Genomic DNA, 17198 nt, shown 5'->3' with positions numbered 1-17198 from the left:
GGCGGGCCGGCAGCATGCCCGGATGGCGCCCGGACTTGGGTCCGCGGCCGCGTTCCACAATGTGACGCCGGTAACCTGCAGGAAACGTTCCGGGTCTACGCTGGCAACACCGCGGCGCCGTCTGGCCCGCGATCGCCGGTGTTGAAGGGATTCCGTCATGCATCTTCTGCCACGTGAGCAGGAAAAGCTCATGATTGTGGTCGCCGCCGACCTCGCCCGCCGCCGCCAGTCGCGCGGGCTGAAACTGAACTTCCCGGAAGCGGTGGCCATTATCAGCTATGAACTGATCGAGGGCGCCCGGGACGGCAGGACGGTGGCGGAGCTGATGAGCCACGGCACCACCATCCTGGGCCGCGGGGACGTGATGGAGGGCGTGCCGGAGATGATCCACGACGTCCAGATCGAAGCAACATTTCCGGACGGCACCAAACTCGTCACCGTCCACGATCCGATCCGTTAGGGAGCTGAGATGATTCCCGGAGAATACGTTCTCAACCCCGAGCCTGTGCTGGTCAACGCGGGCCGCGAGGCGATCGACGTCGTGGTGACCAACACCGGCGACCGTCCCGTGCAGGTGGGCTCGCACTTCCACTTTGCCGAAGCCAACGCCGCCCTGACGTTCAACCGTCGGGCCGCCTACGGCCGGCGGCTGGACATCCCGGCGGGCACGGCGGCCCGGTTCGAGCCGGGGGACAGCAGGACGGTCCGGCTGATCGAACTCGCGGGCCGGCGCGAGGTGTACGGCCTCAGCAACGCGGTCAACGGCGCGCTTGCCCCGATCGAAGGAGCAGGCAAATGAGCTTCGAGTTGTCCCGCAGACAATATGCCGATTTGTACGGCCCGACGACGGGCGACGCCATCCGTCTTGCCGACACCGAGCTTTTCCTCGAGATCGAGAAGGATCTCACCGTCTACGGCGAGGAAGTCGTGTTCGGCGGAGGCAAGGTGATCCGCGACGGCATGGGCCAGAACGGCCAGGTGACCAGGGACGGGGACGTCCAGGCGGGAGCCGTCCCGGATACCGTGATCACCAACGTCGTCGTGCTGGACTACACCGGGATCTACAAGGCCGACGTTGCGCTCCGGGACGGCCATATCTTCCGGATCGGCAAAGCAGGCAACCCGCAGATCACCGACGGCGTGGACATCGTGATCGGTGCCAGCACCGAGATCATCGCCGGCGAACGGAAGATCCTGACCGCTGGCGGCGTGGACTCCCACATCCACTTCATCTCCCCGGACCAGGTCCCTGCCGCCCTGTGCAGTGGCGTGACCACGATGATCGGCGGCGGCACCGGACCGGCCGAAGGCACCAAGGCCACCACCGTCACGCCCGGCAAATGGCACATCCAGCGCATGCTGCAGGCCGCCGAAGGACTCCCCATCAACATCGGCCTGTTCGGCAAGGGGCACGCATCCGCCGTCGAACCCCTCGCCGAGCAGATCCGCGCCGGTGCCATCGGACTGAAAGTCCACGAGGACTGGGGTTCCACCACCTCTTCGATCGACACCTCGCTCCAGGTCGCCGACCAGTACGACGTCCAGGTGGCCATCCACACCGACACCCTGAACGAGTGCGGCTTCGTCGAGGACACCATCCGGGCCATCGACGGGCGCGTGATCCACACCTTCCACACCGAGGGCGCCGGCGGCGGACACGCACCCGACATCATCAAGATCGCCGGGCTGCCCAACGTCCTGCCGGCCTCCACCAACCCCACCCTGCCGTATACGGGCAACACCATCGAAGAGCACCTGGACATGCTCATGGTCTGCCACCACCTCAACCCGGACATCCCGGAGGACGTGGCGTTCGCCGATTCCCGCATCCGCGCCGAAACCATCGCCGCCGAGGACGTGCTGCAGGACCTGGGGATCTTCGCCATCACGTCCTCGGACTCCCAGGCCATGGGCCGGGTGGGCGAAGTCATCATCCGCACCTGGCAGGTGGCGGACAAAATGAAGCGCCAGCGCGGGGTACTCCACGACCCGGACGGGGGAGTCCATGGCGCCGCGTCCGGCCGGGGCGCGGAGAGCGACAACTTCCGGCTGAAACGCTACGTGGCGAAATACACGATCAACCCGGCCATCGCGCAGGGCATGGCCGACTCGATCGGCTCGGTGGAGGTCGGCAAATTCGCCGACCTGGTGCTCTGGGACCCGGCGTTCTTCGGGGTCAAACCGGAGCTGGTGCTCAAGGGCGGCCAGATCGCGTACGCCCTCATGGGCGATGCCAACGCCTCGATACCCACCCCGCAGCCGCGCACCATGCGGCCGATGTTCGCCGCCTACGGCAAGGCCCTGGAGCAGTCCTCCATCACCTTCCTGTCCCAGGCCGCGATCGACGCCGGGGTCCCGGCGGAGCTCGGACTGGAGAAGGTCATCCGGCCGGTGTCCGGCATCCGCAGCCTCACCAAGGCCGACCTGAAGTACAACGGCGCCACCCCGAAAATCGAGGTGGACCCGGAAACGTACCGGGTAAGCGTCGACGGCGAGGACGTGACCTGCGAACCCTCCGACGTGCTGCCGATGGCGCAGCGCTACTTCCTTTTCTAGCCATCCAGAGGAGACGGCCATGATCATCGAAAAGGTCCTCGGCAACATCCACGACCTTCCTCCCGGGCCGGACCCGTACTTCGGGCTGCACCGGGAAATGGTTGTGCTGCCCAGCGCCCAGCTTGTCAAGCGCATCCAGCGCGTCACCACCGACCACGGCAAGGAACTCGGCATCCGCCTCCCCGCCGGATCCGGGGACCTGCGCGACGGCGACATCCTGCATGTGGCCCCGACGGACATGATCGTGGTGTCGGTGCTGCCCACCGACGTCCTCGTGATCGCACCGCGCTCCATCCATGAGATGGGCGTCGTGGCGCACTCCCTCGGCAACCGGCATCTGCAGGCCCAGTTTTTCGATGCCTCCTCCGACTACGGCGCCGAAGTTATGGTCTGCCAGTACGACCACACGGTCGAGGACTTTCTGTTACACGTCGGGGTGCCCTACGACCGCCAGGAGCGCGTGATGCCCGTCCCCTTCCGCCATGCCGAACACACGCACTAGTTCCGCGCCCTACCAGCTGGCGCTCCAGCAGCTGTGTGATTCCGCGCTGCCGACCGGGGCGTTTGCCCACTCGCTGGGGTTCGAGAGCTACATCGAGCGCGGGCAGGTGCATGATGAGGAGTCGTTTGGGGTGTGGCTGGCTGCGTTTGTGTTCCAGCAGCTCACCTACTCGGACGCCCTCGCCATCCGGTTCCTCTACGCGGACATTCCCGTTGCTGAACTGGATGCGTTGCTGACCGCACAGCTGCTGCCGCGGCAGCTGCGCGAGGCCAGCATCAAGATGGGCGGGCGCCTGCTGGAGATCGGCGCCGAGATCTTTCCGTCTGCTGAGCTGGCGGAATACCGGGAGCTGGTGGGGGCCGGCGGTGCTGCCGGCCACCAGCCGCTGGCGTTCGCCGTCGTCGCCCGTTCGCTGGGGGTCCCGCTGCCCGAGGCCCTCGCCTCCTACCTGTTCGCCGCGGTCACGTCGCTGACGCAGAACGCCGTCCGGGCGATCCCACTGGGCCAGAACGCCGGCCAGCGGATCCTGCGGAAGGCGGCCGACGACGTCGCTGCCGCGGCGAAACGGGCCGGCAGCCTTGGCCGGTCCGACTTCGGGGCCGTCAGCCCCGGGCTGGAAATTTCGCAGATGCGGCACGAGCGCCAGCGCGCCCGCATGTTCATGAGCTAAGTCAGCCACCAAGAAATATGTCTGGAGAAGAATATGTCTGAGCCCATCAAAATCGGCATCGGCGGCCCGGTGGGTGCCGGCAAGACCCAGCTCGTGGAGCGCCTCACCCGCCACATGAGCCGGGAGATCTCCATGGCGGCCATCACCAACGACATCTACACAATCGAGGACGCCAAGATCCTTGCCGCCAACGGCATCCTCCCCATCGACCGGATCATCGGCGTCGAGACCGGCGGCTGCCCGCACACCGCCATCCGCGAGGATACCTCCATGAATACGGCCGCCATCGAGGAGCTCAAGAAGCGGCACCCGGATCTGCAGGTGATCTTTGTGGAATCCGGCGGGGACAATCTCTCAGCCACGTTCAGCCCCGAACTGGTGGACTTCTCCATCTACATCATCGACGTGGCCCAGGGCGAGAAGATCCCGCGCAAAGCCGGCCAGGGCATGATCAAGTCCGACCTCTTTATCATCAACAAGACCGACCTCGCCCCGCACGTCGGCGCTGACCTCGCGGTGATGGAACGGGACTCCCGCGAGTTCCGGGGCGAAAAGCCGTTCTGCTTCACGAACCTCAAAACCGACGAAGGTCTGGATCGGGTCATCGACTGGATGCGTCATGATGTCCTGATGCTCGACCTGGCGCCATGAGCAGTCTCAGGCTGAGTCCGGCGGCTGCGCCGGTCAACTCACCCATGGGCGAACTCAAACTCGTTGTCGCCGTGCGCGGGGACAGATCGGTGGCTGTGAGCCAGTATCATCGGGGCGCATTGCGGGTCTTGCGGCCGCATTACCTGGATGAGTCGGGGCAGGTTTGTTATGTCGTGGTGAATCCTGGCGGGGCCTATTTGGGAGCTGACCTTTATGTCATGGATGTGGAGGTGGCCGAGGAGGCGAAGCTGCTGCTCACGACGCAGTCGGCCACCAAGATCTACCGGACGCCGGGCTCGTTCGCGGAACAGCGGATGCGGCTGCGGCTGGGGGCAGGGGCACAGCTGGAGCTGGCTCCGGACCAGCTGATCGCCTACCGCGAGGCCAGCTACCGGCAGAACACCCACATCATCATGCACCCGACGTCGAGCCTCGTGATGTCCGAGGTCATCACCCCGGGCTGGTCACCCGACGGGGCCTCGTTCCGTTACGAAGAACTTCGGCTCCGGACCGAAATCCAGGTCGAATCCGGGGCGGGGAGCAGACTGCTGGCTCTCGACAACGTGCTGATCCGGCCGCCGCTGCATGATGTCACCGGGTTGGGGTTTATGGAGGGCTTCAGCCACATGGGATCGCTGATCGTGGTGGATGCGCGTGTTGACCAGGCCCTCGCGGACGAGCTCCACTTTCTGACCGACGCATACGACGCCCATACGGGAGTCTCGCTGACTACCACGGTGGAGGGCATCAGCGGACTTGTCCTCCGCTCCCTCTCGAACAGCACCGAAGAACTCAACCGGCTCCTGGGTGCCTGCAGCGCCCTCCTCCGTCAGCGGTGGCACGGCACGGCGCCGCTGAACCTCAGGAAATACTGATGAGCACCCTGGCCGAATTTGCCAACCTGTATCGTCGGCGCGAGCAACTCCCGCTGCGGACGCGGCTGGTTGTAACTTTCGGTGCGGTGGCGGCCCTGCACGCCACCGTCGTCGTGCTTCTTTTCGCCGGTGCGATGACGACCGGAGAGCCTCTGGCCCTCGGCTTGGTGCTGACTGCTTACGCGGCGGGCATCAAACACAGCTACGACTGGGACCACCTCGCCGCGATTGACAATTCAACCCGCAGGTTCGTGGCCCAGCACAAGGACCCGGTAAGCGTTGGGTTCGCCTTCAGCCTGGGCCACAGCTCGGTGGTGATCCTGGCCGGGGTTCTTGTGGTGGGCGGTGCCGCGGTGGTGGGCCAGTTTATGGCGGACGGCACGGCCGGGAACCTCGTGCTGGGGCTGATCGGCAGTGGCGTCTCGGGGATCTTCCTGCTGTCCATGGGGTTGTTCAACGGATTCGCCTTCGTCCGCGCGGCGCAGGCCTACCGTCGCGTGCGAGCCGGCGGGACAGTGCGGGATGAGGATCTTGAGGCCAAGGGCTTGATGGCCCGGCTGCTGGCGAAACCCCTGTCGGGCGTCCGGCGGCCGCGGAACATCTACGTGATCGGGTTCCTTTTCGGGCTGGGTTTCGACACGGCCACCACGATTGGGCTGCTGGTTATGGCGACGGCGGCATCCCTGGCCGGCGTCTCACCGTTGGCACTGCTGGCGCTGCCGCTGGCGTTCGCCGCGGCCATGACGCTGTGCGACACGGCCAACGGCGTTGCCATGATGCGCATGTACAGCTCCGCTCTCCACAATCCCCAACGGAGACTCGGCTTCAATGCGCTGATCACCGGGATTTCCGCCGCGTCCGCCCTGTTCATTTCATTCATCACGCTGGGCGGCTTCTTCAACGTCGCCTTCGGCCTCGAGGATCCCGTGACCAGCTGGCTCGGTGGGATTGACCTCGGCGACGCCGGGCTGATGCTGGTCGGGTGCCTGCTGTCGGTCTGGGGCATCGCTTCCCTGCGCGGGCGGCTGTCGGCCTCACATCGGGGGGACTAGCCAGCCGGCGTCGCGGGCTACCCCTTAGGCTCCGGGGGCGTCGGTGGAAACTCCGCTCAGCGTATCGATGTATTCAAGCGTTTTGGGACTGACGTGCCGCACAGCCGCTAGGGCCTCCCTGACAACGGTTCGCCTGGCCTGGTCGCTGAGGGCGTCTCGGAGTTCCGATACCGTTTCGATGCCCTGGCGCTCGAACACTGCGGTGATGTCCTCTACCTGGGCGAGACGGCCAGGGGAGGGCCAGTCGATAATTTCCGAGAGTTTGCCAGTATCGAGGCGCGTGCGGAACCCGCTGGTCGTTGCGGCGTCCGGCCACGCCTCAACCAGGGCGACAACGCGGGGTTTGACGGTCGCGTGGTAGTTCTGCCGTCGCTGCAACGTCGCATCGACAATGATGGCCCCGATGTGGTCCCAACCGCGGCTCTCTTCGAGCGGGGCGTCTTTGCCCTGTGGGTCCGTTGGTGCCGGAAGGTTGGCATCATCATTGTTGATAGTCATAGGTGAATACTTCCATGTGCCGGCGGTGAGCGTGTGACTGCGCCTGCCTAGGTGGGGTCTTCGAAAGCGGGACCGTCCCGTTCGGGGCGAAGCCTAGATCATGGTCTCTACTTCATCAGCGAGGGGATCAAAGTGCTAGTTGACCTCGGGCGGGGTAGCCCCGGCAGTGGGGCGGAACGGAGTTTCCACGGAAAACATGGAGCCAGCCCAGCAGGTGAATTTGGGTGAATTTGGTGAACCGCGGCCCATCGGTACGTCGTGTTGCCCGGATACCGTGGGTGCGCTGCAGACGTGACAAGGCACTGGACGCCGTCCGCCGCCTCAACACCGCCCTCACCCGCCGCCTGAACGCCTGAGATGGGAGGAGATTGAACGAGAAAGGCACGACGACATCGTGACCAGACCACGCCACTGCCGACTGGCCGGGACGGCTGCCACCTGAGGTCGAAGCCTTGATCCTGGAGACAGTGGAAATGATCGAAGAACTCGACGGCACCGGCTTGCACGAGATGACTCCGCTTTTCTATCAACACGGATATGAGCAATTAAGGATCTCGCTCCGGGATCTGCTCACGGTCCTCGGCCACGACCCCGACCTGACACCGTTGGATTAGGTCTCCGGGTTCGTCCTTCATGACAAAGTCTCAGGGCCATCGCCGTTCGTCCGGCTGCTGCTGGCCGTCAAAGGCCGGCGGAACTGCGAACGATTCCACCTTAGGGAACGCCAACGATCGAAACGTCATATCAAGGCTTTGTCACGTCCGCGGCAGGGGAATGCCGAAGCCATGGTGTAGGTTGCATTGCGGTCCGGTAAGAACGTTAGAGAAGAGAATCACCGCAGTGGCTACCGATTACGACGAAGTCCGTTCCGACGTTAAGGAATCGCAGGATCGTTCCCTCGAGGCGCTGCAATCCGCGAACGCACCGGATGCCCGTAGCGTCGTCCGCGACCTCGACGAGGCCGACGCGCTGGATGACGCGATGACCCCCGGCGGAGAGTTCGTCGCCGAGGAACTGATCGTTCAGGTGGTACCCCAGGCCTCGGACGAGTTCACCTGCTACTCCTGCTTCCTGGTCCGGCACCGGTCCCAGCTCGCGCGCGATAAGGACGGCCACTCGTACTGCATCGAGTGCGAGGGATAGAACAATCCCGCTCCAGATGCCGGGAGGAACAGCAAAATCAACAGCGGGTCGTGACCGTCCAATCGTAGGATTCGAGGGGCTTTATCCGGGAGTTGTCGTCTGGTTCCCCGTCTCATGGTCATCCGGTTAGGCCTTCGTGCCATGGATGGAAGGCTTGTCCTACCGGCGACTGCCCGGCGAAGAGTACGCCGTCGCCCTGAATGTCGGGAAAACTGCCAGGTCATGGACTTCCTGACCAACTGAAGATCTCCGTCATGCAGGGTTCCGACTCACGGGTTGAATGGAGGATGACGGTGCTGGGTCAGAGGTCCCGGATGAGAGCGTGGAGGGCTGTCAGGTGCCGGCCCAGCGCCGCGCGGCCGTCATTGGTCAGGCTCAGCCAGGTGCGGGGCCGCCTTCCCACGTAACCCTTCTTTGCGTTCACGTAGCCCGCGTTCTCGAGCACACTGACCTGCTTGCTCAGCACCGGGTCGCTGACCTCGATGATGTCCCGGACCACTCCGAATTCGGCCTCGTCCACCTTGGCCAGCGCCGCCACGATGCTCAGGCGCACCGGCAAGCTCAAATACTCGTCAAGTTCGAGCCGGGGGTGTACTGAGGCGCCGTCGGGGCTCACTTTGTACCGCGCCAAAGGCGGGAGGTAGCCAGGGGAAGTGCGGTAAGCGCGGCGTAGGGAATCCACAGCCACCAGGCGCGGTTGTCTGTCATCTCCAGCAGCGCTATTCCGGCGCCGAAGAGTCCGGCCGTGACCGCGAAGGCCAGGGAATACCGGTTGGACCAGCCGATGCTGGACGCGCGCCGCCGCACCGCATGCCAGCGGACTGTCGCCACCATGCCGGCAACGAAGGCTGCGGTGGCGACGGCACTCAGCCAGACACTGCGCTGCGGGTAGATGTAGACGACGACAAGAAGATACAGCGCCATCAGAGTACCGATCATCAGGGCGAAGCGGCCTCCGAATAGGTCGGCCGAGCGCGATATGCGTGCTCCCCCGCCTCCGCCAGCTTCGGCTGCCTCCAGTTGCTCATGCAGGTTGGGGTGCGCTTCGTTGGTCATTGGGTTCTCCTCAGTAGTAGGCCCTGGAACTGGGATCACTCTACGTAAGTACTTTCCATTTGGAAAGTACTTGCCCAATATGGGTCCTTCTGCGGGGCTCGGGGCGGTGGACGGCCCCGGTGGGTCGGTAAGGCAGGGGGAGGGGCCCGGCCAGGTCAGCCGGGACTGCCACTTCGATCCGATTGGGAAGTGTCAGGATGCCCGGCAGCCGGCCCGGGAACCAGCAGCATGCCCCGCGAACTGACGACCGCCGTGGAGAGCGCCGCGTGGACCAGCGCCGGGACCATCCACGAGCGTGCGGTGCGTTCAGTCAACGGATGGCTCCGATGATCCCAGTGTGGTGGGTCAGGCCGCCTGGGCGGCCATTGTTGCCGGGGCCGCAGCATTGTCGGGGGCGAGGATGCTCAGTCTGTAGTCGGACTGGAACGGATCGACACGGGCAGGCAGATGGTGGGACCGCGAGCAGGTCCGGAGTTCTTCCAACGCGTCGGGCTCGATCCGGGCCCGGGTCATATCGAGCTCCAGGGTTATGCCCGCAGTGAGCGAGTTGGCGCGCTTCATCACGTCGTACAGGCCGCGGACGCTCTTGGAAGTGACATGGCCCTGCGCGGAAACCTGGGCCGTTGCGCACTCGAGGTCCACCCGGACCAGTACTCGAAGCTTGTCTGTCGTCACGAAGTCTCTCCGCTCTAAGTCGGGTGCCACGACGCTGTGGCGCCCCGGACAACCATAGACGAAATGTGATCCAAGCAATGCCTGCCGGTGTTGGTTTTGTGCCGCGGCCCCGGATGTGGCCAGCCTGCCCCGATCCTTCTCTTCGCACTGACCGGGATGCGGATCGGACAGCGTGCCTCTACACGGGGCCGGGACGGCCAGGCGACTCGCTCGATCGATGCGACCACATCCTTCGACTGTCATAACGACCGCTATCGGCTTGCAGGAAGGGACTCACAGACTCCGGTAGTGACAGACTTTCCGGTCTTATGACAGGGGTCCTCATGCCAGGCAGGCTGCGCCTAGATCCCTCGACCCGGGTCGCGGGTCGTTAGTGCGGTTAACAGGCTGCGTCGTCATCGAGCTCAAGACAGGCAAGTTCCAGCCCGAATATCATCTGCGGCACCAAGAATGACCGGAGCGTCCGGTACAGCCTGGGACGTTCCACCTCACCGATGGCCGTCGCCGCCTACACCTACGACAAGCTTCCCCCGGCCGAACAAGAGGCTCTCCCCAACGAGGGACCCATTGTCGCCGTCCTCGAATGGGCCGAACCGGACTCCGAGTTGATACAAAGCGATTAGAAAGGCCTCGCCGGTCGACATTGCTGCATGCCGCTTAGATCGTCTTTGCAGGGGACGTTGTGCTATCCGGTTTCTTCACAGGGATTCATAAGGTTCAGGTACGCACCGAAGCTCCGGTCAACCGCTATTTGACCGGAGCTTCACCATTTGAGGGTCTCCCGGTCGTACCTCAGTCGTTGGCCGCGGTCCTTCGGTGGGCGGCGGGGCTGGCTGGAGGTGGTGAATAGACCTAGTGACAGCGCGACAGCGGACTCAGGGGAGTGGTCCCTTGATGTTCGTGTGGGCTTTTCTGTCAGATTTGCTTCTGAGACTGCCCAGCATGAGTGTGCAGGAATCGATTTTTGGACCCTATTCTGACGATGTTTGCGGGACTTCCTGACGTCAGGGTGGGGTGTACCTAATATTTTTTTTACTGGATTTCGAGGCCGGCACTGGTCCAGCGCACGGACCGCAGATCAGGGACTAAGGCGTCCGGCTGGTGTTCGCCGATGTCACGGCTGCCGACGCCAAGGACGTGTCGCACCTGAGCGGCGCGCGCCGCGCGAATGCCGGCCGGGGCGTCTTCCACCACGACGCACTGATCTGCCGACACGCCAAGACGTTGTGCTGCGGCCAGGTAGCCTTCGGGGTGCGGTTTGCCGTGTCTGACGTCGCCGGCCGTTACCAGTACCTCGGGAGCGGTGAGCCCGGCGGCCGACAGGCGGGCGTGGGCCAGGTCGCGTGACGCGGAGGTCACTGTAGCCCACCGGCCAGGGGGTATTGCTGCCAGAAGCTCGGCGGCGCCGGGGATCTCGGTGGCGGTAGCTGCGTCTTCGATTTCCAGTGCGTCGATCAGCTCCACGGCGGCTGAGCGCTTCGACGGGGAGATGAATTGTGCGACGGTATCGAGCGATCGTCGTCCATAAACGGTAGGGAGGACTTCTTCTGGGTCCAGGTTCATCTCATGCGCCCATCGGGTCCAGGAACGCACAACGGCGCTGTCCGAATCGACGAGCACCCCGTCGCAGTCGAACAGTACGGCAGTGCAGTGCAGGACAGTCACGGTGCGGGCCCCGAACGTCGCGCTGCGCAGCTCCGACGTGCGCTCTTTAATGGGCCGGGCGAAGTGGTCATGAGACGCCATAGTGGGTCCTTTGCTAACTGGGGTTCCCGCGTAGGTCGCGGGAGTCGAGTCTGTGGTGCGCTTGCTGCTCTGGGCACAAGCACGGGGAGGATGAGCAGGCCAATGCTCAGATCGAAGACTTGGGTAATGGCGTCTGCGCTGAGGCCAGCGATCTGGCCCCGATCCCGGTAGCGGTGAGTGCTAGGAGCTCTGGATCACGCCTCCTCTTGCTTCCTCGCTGCCTGGTCGAGACCTTCCAGCACCCGCGCGTTGTTTGCCGCGTCCGTGAGATCGTAGCGGAGCGGTGTTCCGTTGAGGACGCTGTCGGCGAAGTGTTCGCCCATGCGTATGAAGTGGTTTTCGCCCTTGACCTGGTGATGGATGGTGTCCTGTCCGAAGTGATGCTCCTCCAGGACCGAGTCCTCCTCCAGGAGCCCAAAAGGATTGTCAAGGTAGAGCCGGCCCCCGGTGCCCGTGAGTTCCAGGAAGTTGCGGCGCTCGAGGTTCAGCCCCGTATCAAATAGCGCGGTTGCGCCGCCGGGAAAGCGCAGCATGCCCGCAATGCTGGTGTCGATCCGGCCGCCGTCGTTGGCGTCACGGTAGTTGCCAAAGGCCACGAGATGAGCCGGCTCCTGCCCGGTGACCATCCGGCTCATGTTGACGCAGTAGCAACCAGCATCGAAAAGTGCGCCGCCGCCGAGCCCGGCATACCAGCGGATGTTGTCGTCACCGGCCGTATCGAAGGAGTGTGCGACGTGGACAAACGTTAGTTGGCCCACCGCGCCGGCTGCGAGCAGCTCCTGCAGTTTCTCGAACCGCGGGTGGAAACGGTACATGAAGCCTTCCAGGACGTGGAGCCCGGTCTCGTCGGCCTTGCGCGTAATCTCCTCGCACTCGGCGGCGCTCATCGCCAAAGGCTTTTCAGAAAGGACGTGCTTCCCTGCGTCCAGGGCTTTAAAAATCCATTCGAGGTGGAGCGCGTTCGGCAGCGCAATGTAGACAGCGTCGATGTCCGGGGAAGCGAGCAGCGCCTCATACGAACCAAACGCCTGTGGAATGCCGTGCTTATCAGCGTATTCCCTGGCCTTTTGCTCCGTGCGGGACGCAATACCTACAACCTCACCGTTTTTCGTTTCCTGCAACGCCGGAATTGTCTTGCGGACGACGCGGGCGGTGCCCAAGACGCCCCAACGCAATTTCTCGCTCATCGAACTCTCCATTTCTACGACTATCCTGACTGAGAACAGTACTGTTGGAACCTGCTTCCGCAGACAAACGGGCCAGCCGGTTTCCGTAGATGCAATTTTTACTACCATCCGAATCGCCATGATGGGATTAGCGGGCTGGCTGGCCAAACCCGTCACACCGTATGGGACACCACACCCTGCAAGGAAATGACCTATCGTCTGACTATGCCGAGGTCAGAGGGCGCCATTTGCCATGGCGGTATAAGTTCCTGCACCACAGACGCGAATTTCAGTGTCGAATCATCCCTTAAAACCCAAGCTGGGAGGCGCGGACGCCGCCTGACCTTAGGCCAAGCCATAATTATTCTGGAAAGAGGCATTGCGTTAACCGGCATGGCAGCTAGCCGGCTTCCGGTCCTGAGCAGTAGTGACGGTTATCAGAACACGGTTCGGTCATGATGCGGCCAGCTGTAATTCGTAGCCATCCTGTATGTGGAACAGACGGCGGCCGTCAAGAGGGTCGTGGACCCAAATGATGTCACCGTCCGCTGTCCGGGCGTCCACTAATCCGACATGCTCTGGGCGACCGCTGCCGACCAGCTGCACCTTGTCTCCAACTTGGACATCGTCCCAGCCGGAAACTTCTACTCGATTCATCCCTGAAGTCACAATTCTCTCCTCGTTGTTTGTTTTGCAGCATCTAGTGGACTGACTCAAGCGGAAGGCGGGCGGGGAACCTCTCAATGGAGGAGTTGCCGGTGAAATGGGTCATGGCTGTGCCACTGTCAATCCCCGTAAGAGCGAAAGTTGAGTCAGCCAGCGTACTCAGGCTGGAACTTGCCTGTTTTGAGTTCGATGACGATGGCTGAAAGGGTGGACGGGACGCAGGCTGAGCCCGGGCGTGTCCGCTAGGAGGGGGTCATCGTTGCGGCACGGACCAATCGGGTAGCGAGGCCCGCGACGACGGGTCACCGGCCGGTCTGCTCCCAGGTCTCGCCAAACGGAACCGTGTCGCTGAGTTCGAATGTGTACCGGGCAAGATCATGCCGGGTGACCCTAATGCCGGCAGACCCACGGGCCATTGCTGCTTGCCGGAGCAGGGCCTCTGCCTCGTTGAGCAACTCGTAAAGTTCCTCAGGCCTGTCGACGAGGACTTCCAGGGACTCGATTGTCTGACTACTCATGGTCAACACTTTCTTGTGACGTGGCTCGCTATGTTGTAATTACTTTGATATGACACTTGTTCAAGTCAGGTGTTCTTCTGTGGTCCTAGCGAGGATCACCGCCAGATGCGCGCCGCGGACGCCGTTGCCCCTGCAGCAACAGCACGTGATGGATAGCTGTTGCTGCAGGGCCAACGTGGCGATGCCTGCGATCTGGTTCATAACCGCCGCCTGATGGCCCGGCTATGCCCCGGTCGCGTAGGGCTCCTTAAGATGACATGGAGCCGTGAGCGGTGAAGAAGCCGAGACCGTAGTTGGGGGTTTCAAAGGTAATCTCTGCTCCCTTGGGGAAGAACAGTACGTCGCGTTCCTTGGCGTGGGTCACCTCGCCTGTCGCGCGGTCGGTGAGGATGAACTCGCCCTTCACGACGACCTTCATTTCGTCACAGGTGTACGTGTAGACCAAGGGCTCGGAGGCCTTGAGCTCGAAGAATCCGGAGCTCATGACTGAACCGTTGGGGTGGGTGAGGGAGTCGCCGATGGCGGCGTCGACTCCCGGGACGTTCATTGACGGCAGTCCGATAAAGCCGTTTTCCACCTTGTGGATGGATCCGGCCTTGGTGAACGTTCCTAGTGCTGTGGCTTCCATGATCTCTCCTGTGAGTGGTGTTATGAAACTCTGACTAGTCTTTGTCAGAACTTTTTATCTTTGCCGGAACCGTTCATCTTTGTTTTGGAATGGTTCTCTGTTGATAGCTTTTATTCGTGATTAGAAGATCACGTAGAGTTTGCGCAGCGCCTCGTGAATCTCCCAGTTACCGCTCCAGCCACGGGGGATGAAGACGGTAGTCCCGGGGCCAACGAACTCGGGCTCGCCGCCGTCGGGCGTGATGGTCATCGAGCCTGAAAGAACGTGCACAAATTCGTTCGTCTCCAGTACCCAGCGGGAGGGTCCTGCGGTGCATTCCCAGATACCGGATTCGGCACCGTTCCCGTCTTTCCACAGATAGATTCCGCGGGTGTCCATCTGCTGGCCGGTCGCTTCGGGGCAGGGGCCCCAGGCCTCCAGCTCCGTGACGTTCTGCGCGTCGCGGATGAGGGTTGCGGAGATTGAGGCTGTCTGATGTGTCATTTTGTTGCCTTTCGAGGAGCTAGGGGAACTTCTGCTGCTGACAGAGTTTTGTTGCATTGCAGGCCGGAGCGCCCTGAGACGCGGCGCTGAAGGGTTTCGGCGTTGCCGGGCGTGCGGTCATTAGGGGTACGTCAGGCTCAGACTTCGGAGTACTTGAAGGAGTGCGATTCGAGGCCTTCGGGGTTGGGGCCATAAATGGTGATCATCCTCGCATAGACGGGTGCCCAGTACCGGCCCAGGCTGCCCGGATTGACCCGGGCCGAATCGCCCGGCCTCAGGATGACAGTCTTGCCCTGGCTCGCAATATGGAGTTCGCCCTCCAGTACGAAAGCGGTTTCACTGTGCGGGTGAAAGTCCTCCCAGGCGCAGGAATCCAGCGTCCATTCCGAGAGGACAAAGTCATCCCAACTGCCCACTGGATGAGCATTTATGAACCGGCAGCGCAGCCGCCCATAGTCGCCGCCCAGAGCCTCCATGGGCTTCGCGGCCCAGAAATCAATTGCAGTCCCCGTCGTCGCTGTCGGGGACTGAATGGTGCCTGCATCATTCATGGCTTCAACCGTTTCAATAGTCGGAAATCTTCTCTAAAGACTTGCCCGGTGAATGTCAGTTACATCGCGTCATAGTGAGGTGGATCACCGTGCTGTGACAACAGTTACATGGACAAATGTTCTAGTCAAGCGTTCATGTTAGATTTTTTGAAATTGACCTGCAGCCGTAAAGCTTGGGTTGGCCCGCGTGAAGGGGTCGCTGTGCTCTTGATTGCCGGCGAGGCGAAAGGAGTTGCTCGGCGAAATACAGCGCGGCCCCCCTCGTTTGGAGAGGTTTGCTCGGCTACCCACCAGCCCGACCGCCACGGGCTGGCCACTCGGCAGTGCTCTGCGTATCCGGCACTGCGGCCACCACCACCTTCAGTCCCGCACCGTGGCCCTCGCCCAAGGTGAGGGCCACGATGGACGGCGCTCTGCTCGGCCTTGCTCAATGCTGCAGTGGTCAAGTCTGCTCCAGCATCGTTCGGAGTCTTGCCGGGAAGGATGTCGGCGGGAGCGTCGGCGGACCGTCCCCCACTGCTCCTGGATTTCGTCTGTAAAAGCTGAACAGGGGCGAGGTCATCACATCGGCTGAAGAGGCGCCCGGACAATCAGGTTTAGAGTCTTCACTCGTCCGGGGTCGGGGCTGCCCTTGCTGTCGCCAGCGTCCGGAGGTGGCTTCTTGCGGAACGTAATGCTCTCGGCGGCAGCTCCTTGCGCGTCCTTGCGCGCAACTGGCCGAGCTGAGTCGGATCCCATCCGCGATGCGGCGCGACCATCTGCAGCCTTCTTTGCCGCCATTGCTTGGGCAGAAAGAGGTTTGAAATCTTTGCACTGAACGATTGACTTGAACTTCTGTTCATGTCAAAGTTTGTGGGACGAACAAAGTGACTGGCCTCACATCGGCAGGGCTCAAAGCAGAGCTCGGCCGGTCGGTACAAAAGCCAAACTTCGGGTTTGCAGGCGATCCCTCACGGAGCCCCCCAGCGGCGTTCCAGCCCCGTTCTTCAACGCAGTCTTATATCAACCAAGATTGACCAGCTCTGACGACGACGAACAGCGCTGACGAATATTTCACAACACTCTTAGTAGGAGAGACCATGGAAACCACGCTCGTAGGAACACTGAGCAAGGCCGGATCCATCCACAAGGTAGAGAACGGCTTCATCGGCCTGCCGTCGATGAACGAGCCGGGGACGGTCGCCGCGATCGGCGACTCCCTGCACAACCCTGAGGGCTCGGTCATGTGCGCCGGCTTCTTCGAGCTGAAGGCGTCCGAGCCGCTGGTGTACACGTACACCTACGACGAGATGAAGGTTGTCATCAAGGGCGAATTCATCCTCACGGACCAGACCACCGGAGAAGTCACGCACGCCAAGGAACGCGATGTGCTGTTCTTCCCCAAGGGCACCACCGTGAAGTTCGAGACCCCCGAGTACGGCCTGGGGTTCTTCGCCGGCGACCGCACCTTCAACCCGTAAGGACCACCCATGCGTTCCGCGTCCATGCCGCCGGCAACAGGCGCGGTGCCCGAATCGGGTGGCCGTTATCCGCTGCCTTCTTTTGTTCCGTATTAACTGCCCACTCGCTCACGCTTCAGGCAGCGCCCCTTCCGAATAGGTCAGCTCCGTCGTCAAACCAAAGGCGGTGCTGGCCGCTCCCTGGCGGTGCATCCTGTTGTCGGTGACCGGGTTCAGTTTTCACCTCCCGCATTAAGATTTCGCGACCCGGACGGAACCGACTTCTACGTCTGTGGGCTGGCCTGCCCTCCTGGACAGTATCC

The 17198-nt window shown here is 62.6% G+C and carries 21 protein-coding genes; 11 read left to right on the top strand and 10 right to left on the bottom strand.

The annotated features are described in order from the left end of the window. The first annotated feature begins 157 nt into the window (after window positions 1–157). Genes J2X01_RS06000 through J2X01_RS05965 form a run of 8 tightly spaced genes read left to right on the top strand, consistent with a single transcriptional unit; the run spans window position 158 to window position 6306 of the window. Window positions 158–460, top strand: coding sequence for an urease subunit gamma (locus J2X01_RS06000; RefSeq protein ID WP_310051783.1), 303 nt, complete (start codon window positions 158–160; stop codon window positions 458–460). Between the two features lie 9 nt (window positions 461–469). Continuing rightward, window positions 470–799 (top strand): urease subunit beta, encoded by a 330-nt coding sequence (locus tag J2X01_RS05995; RefSeq protein ID WP_310051780.1) that lies wholly within the window; start codon window positions 470–472, stop codon window positions 797–799. After that, window positions 796–2556: an urease subunit alpha gene (gene ureC, locus J2X01_RS05990; protein ID WP_310051778.1), complete on the top strand. Its 1761-nt coding sequence runs from the start codon at window positions 796–798 to the stop codon at window positions 2554–2556. The genes J2X01_RS05995 and ureC overlap by 4 nt, the downstream gene beginning before the upstream one ends. Window positions 2557–2575: 19 nt before the next feature. Continuing rightward, on the top strand, window positions 2576–3058 hold the full coding sequence (gene ureE, locus J2X01_RS05985) for an urease accessory protein UreE (RefSeq protein ID WP_310051776.1): 483 nt from the start codon (window positions 2576–2578) through the stop codon (window positions 3056–3058). Further along, window positions 3039–3728, top strand: a complete 690-nt coding sequence (locus tag J2X01_RS05980; RefSeq protein WP_310051774.1) for an urease accessory protein UreF — start codon at window positions 3039–3041, stop codon at window positions 3726–3728. The genes ureE and J2X01_RS05980 overlap by 20 nt, the downstream gene beginning before the upstream one ends. A gap of 33 nt (window positions 3729–3761) precedes the next feature. Beyond that, entirely contained in the window at window positions 3762–4379 is a 618-nt protein-coding gene (gene ureG / locus J2X01_RS05975; RefSeq protein WP_310051771.1) for an urease accessory protein UreG, read from the top strand. Next, a complete protein-coding gene (locus J2X01_RS05970) occupies window positions 4376–5254 on the top strand; it encodes an urease accessory protein UreD (protein ID WP_310051770.1) in 879 nt (292 codons plus the stop codon). Before ureG ends, J2X01_RS05970 begins: the two co-directional genes overlap by 4 nt. Continuing rightward, entirely contained in the window at window positions 5254–6306 is a 1053-nt protein-coding gene (locus tag J2X01_RS05965; RefSeq protein ID WP_310051768.1) for a HoxN/HupN/NixA family nickel/cobalt transporter, read from the top strand. Before J2X01_RS05970 ends, J2X01_RS05965 begins: the two co-directional genes overlap by 1 nt. Before the next feature lie 24 nt (window positions 6307–6330). Here J2X01_RS05965 and J2X01_RS05960 read toward each other — a convergent pair whose 3' ends face one another. Next, a complete protein-coding gene (locus tag J2X01_RS05960; RefSeq protein ID WP_310051766.1) occupies window positions 6331–6804 on the bottom strand; it encodes a hypothetical protein in 474 nt (157 codons plus the stop codon). A 473-nt stretch (window positions 6805–7277) separates the two neighbouring features. Here J2X01_RS05960 and J2X01_RS05955 point away from each other — a divergent pair, with 473 nt between their 5' ends. Together J2X01_RS05955 and J2X01_RS05950 are read left to right on the top strand one after the other, a co-directional pair. Further along, the gene (locus J2X01_RS05955) at window positions 7278–7418 is read left to right on the top strand and encodes a hypothetical protein (RefSeq protein WP_310051762.1); all 141 of its coding nucleotides are present in this window, start codon (window positions 7278–7280) and stop codon (window positions 7416–7418) included. A 226-nt stretch (window positions 7419–7644) separates the two neighbouring features. Further along, entirely contained in the window at window positions 7645–7947 is a 303-nt protein-coding gene (locus tag J2X01_RS05950; protein ID WP_310051760.1) for a DUF4193 domain-containing protein, read from the top strand. A 301-nt stretch (window positions 7948–8248) separates the two neighbouring features. On the opposite strand, the gene J2X01_RS05945 is transcribed toward J2X01_RS05950, so the two are convergent. The 9 genes from J2X01_RS05945 to J2X01_RS05905 form a co-directional block, all read right to left on the bottom strand. Then, window positions 8249–8563: a winged helix-turn-helix domain-containing protein gene (locus J2X01_RS05945; RefSeq protein ID WP_310051758.1), complete on the bottom strand. Its 315-nt coding sequence runs from the start codon at window positions 8561–8563 to the stop codon at window positions 8249–8251. Continuing rightward, window positions 8560–9003 (bottom strand): hypothetical protein, encoded by a 444-nt coding sequence (locus tag J2X01_RS05940; RefSeq protein WP_310051756.1) that lies wholly within the window; start codon window positions 9001–9003, stop codon window positions 8560–8562. The genes J2X01_RS05945 and J2X01_RS05940 overlap by 4 nt, the downstream gene beginning before the upstream one ends. A 345-nt stretch (window positions 9004–9348) precedes the next feature. Beyond that, a complete protein-coding gene (locus tag J2X01_RS05935) occupies window positions 9349–9678 on the bottom strand; it encodes a hypothetical protein (protein ID WP_310051753.1) in 330 nt (109 codons plus the stop codon). Window positions 9679–10710: 1032 nt separating this feature from the next. Continuing rightward, a complete protein-coding gene (locus tag J2X01_RS05930; RefSeq protein WP_310051751.1) occupies window positions 10711–11424 on the bottom strand; it encodes an HAD-IA family hydrolase in 714 nt (237 codons plus the stop codon). 194 nt (window positions 11425–11618) lie between these two features. Continuing rightward, entirely contained in the window at window positions 11619–12611 is a 993-nt protein-coding gene (locus tag J2X01_RS05925; RefSeq protein WP_310051748.1) for a Gfo/Idh/MocA family protein, read from the bottom strand. Between the two features lie 947 nt (window positions 12612–13558). Then, a complete protein-coding gene (locus J2X01_RS05920) occupies window positions 13559–13774 on the bottom strand; it encodes a hypothetical protein (protein WP_310051745.1) in 216 nt (71 codons plus the stop codon). 247 nt (window positions 13775–14021) lie between these two features. After that, on the bottom strand, window positions 14022–14402 hold the full coding sequence (locus J2X01_RS05915) for a cupin domain-containing protein (RefSeq protein ID WP_310051742.1): 381 nt from the start codon (window positions 14400–14402) through the stop codon (window positions 14022–14024). Between the two features lie 120 nt (window positions 14403–14522). Then, window positions 14523–14885 (bottom strand): cupin domain-containing protein, encoded by a 363-nt coding sequence (locus J2X01_RS05910; RefSeq protein WP_310051740.1) that lies wholly within the window; start codon window positions 14883–14885, stop codon window positions 14523–14525. Between the two features lie 137 nt (window positions 14886–15022). Beyond that, window positions 15023–15301, bottom strand: a complete 279-nt coding sequence (locus tag J2X01_RS05905; protein ID WP_310051738.1) for a cupin domain-containing protein — start codon at window positions 15299–15301, stop codon at window positions 15023–15025. Between the two features lie 1214 nt (window positions 15302–16515). Here J2X01_RS05905 and J2X01_RS05900 point away from each other — a divergent pair. Then, on the top strand, window positions 16516–16896 hold the full coding sequence (locus tag J2X01_RS05900) for a cupin domain-containing protein (protein WP_309816045.1): 381 nt from the start codon (window positions 16516–16518) through the stop codon (window positions 16894–16896). The last annotated feature ends 302 nt before the right edge of the window (window positions 16897–17198 follow it).

The organism is Arthrobacter ginsengisoli, assembly GCF_031456935.1.
GTDB lineage: Bacteria > Actinomycetota > Actinomycetes > Actinomycetales > Micrococcaceae > Arthrobacter > Arthrobacter ginsengisoli.
The sequence above is the reverse complement of the archived record's forward strand: the minus strand, read 5'-3'. Positions and strand labels throughout refer to the sequence as shown.

Excerpts from the sequence above, each read along its gene's own strand:
- J2X01_RS06000 (WP_310051783.1), top strand. The coding sequence starts at position 158 with ATGCATCTTCTGCCACGTGAGCAGGAAAAGCTCATGATTGTGGTCGCC.
- J2X01_RS05995 (WP_310051780.1), top strand. The coding sequence starts at position 470 with ATGATTCCCGGAGAATACGTTCTCAACCCCGAGCCTGTGCTGGTCAAC.
- ureC (WP_310051778.1), top strand. The coding sequence starts at position 796 with ATGAGCTTCGAGTTGTCCCGCAGACAATATGCCGATTTGTACGGCCCG.
- ureE (WP_310051776.1), top strand. The coding sequence starts at position 2,576 with ATGATCATCGAAAAGGTCCTCGGCAACATCCACGACCTTCCTCCCGGG.
- J2X01_RS05980 (WP_310051774.1), top strand. The coding sequence starts at position 3,039 with ATGCCGAACACACGCACTAGTTCCGCGCCCTACCAGCTGGCGCTCCAG.
- ureG (WP_310051771.1), top strand. The coding sequence starts at position 3,762 with ATGTCTGAGCCCATCAAAATCGGCATCGGCGGCCCGGTGGGTGCCGGC.
- J2X01_RS05970 (WP_310051770.1), top strand. The coding sequence starts at position 4,376 with ATGAGCAGTCTCAGGCTGAGTCCGGCGGCTGCGCCGGTCAACTCACCC.
- J2X01_RS05965 (WP_310051768.1), top strand. The coding sequence starts at position 5,254 with ATGAGCACCCTGGCCGAATTTGCCAACCTGTATCGTCGGCGCGAGCAA.
- J2X01_RS05960 (WP_310051766.1), bottom strand. The coding sequence starts at position 6,804 with ATGACTATCAACAATGATGATGCCAACCTTCCGGCACCAACGGACCCA.
- J2X01_RS05955 (WP_310051762.1), top strand. The coding sequence starts at position 7,278 with ATGATCGAAGAACTCGACGGCACCGGCTTGCACGAGATGACTCCGCTT.
- J2X01_RS05940 (WP_310051756.1), bottom strand. The coding sequence starts at position 9,003 with ATGACCAACGAAGCGCACCCCAACCTGCATGAGCAACTGGAGGCAGCC.
- J2X01_RS05930 (WP_310051751.1), bottom strand. The coding sequence starts at position 11,424 with ATGGCGTCTCATGACCACTTCGCCCGGCCCATTAAAGAGCGCACGTCG.
- J2X01_RS05925 (WP_310051748.1), bottom strand. The coding sequence starts at position 12,611 with ATGAGCGAGAAATTGCGTTGGGGCGTCTTGGGCACCGCCCGCGTCGTC.
- J2X01_RS05920 (WP_310051745.1), bottom strand. The coding sequence starts at position 13,774 with ATGAGTAGTCAGACAATCGAGTCCCTGGAAGTCCTCGTCGACAGGCCT.
- J2X01_RS05915 (WP_310051742.1), bottom strand. The coding sequence starts at position 14,402 with ATGGAAGCCACAGCACTAGGAACGTTCACCAAGGCCGGATCCATCCAC.
- J2X01_RS05910 (WP_310051740.1), bottom strand. The coding sequence starts at position 14,885 with ATGACACATCAGACAGCCTCAATCTCCGCAACCCTCATCCGCGACGCG.
- J2X01_RS05900 (WP_309816045.1), top strand. The coding sequence starts at position 16,516 with ATGGAAACCACGCTCGTAGGAACACTGAGCAAGGCCGGATCCATCCAC.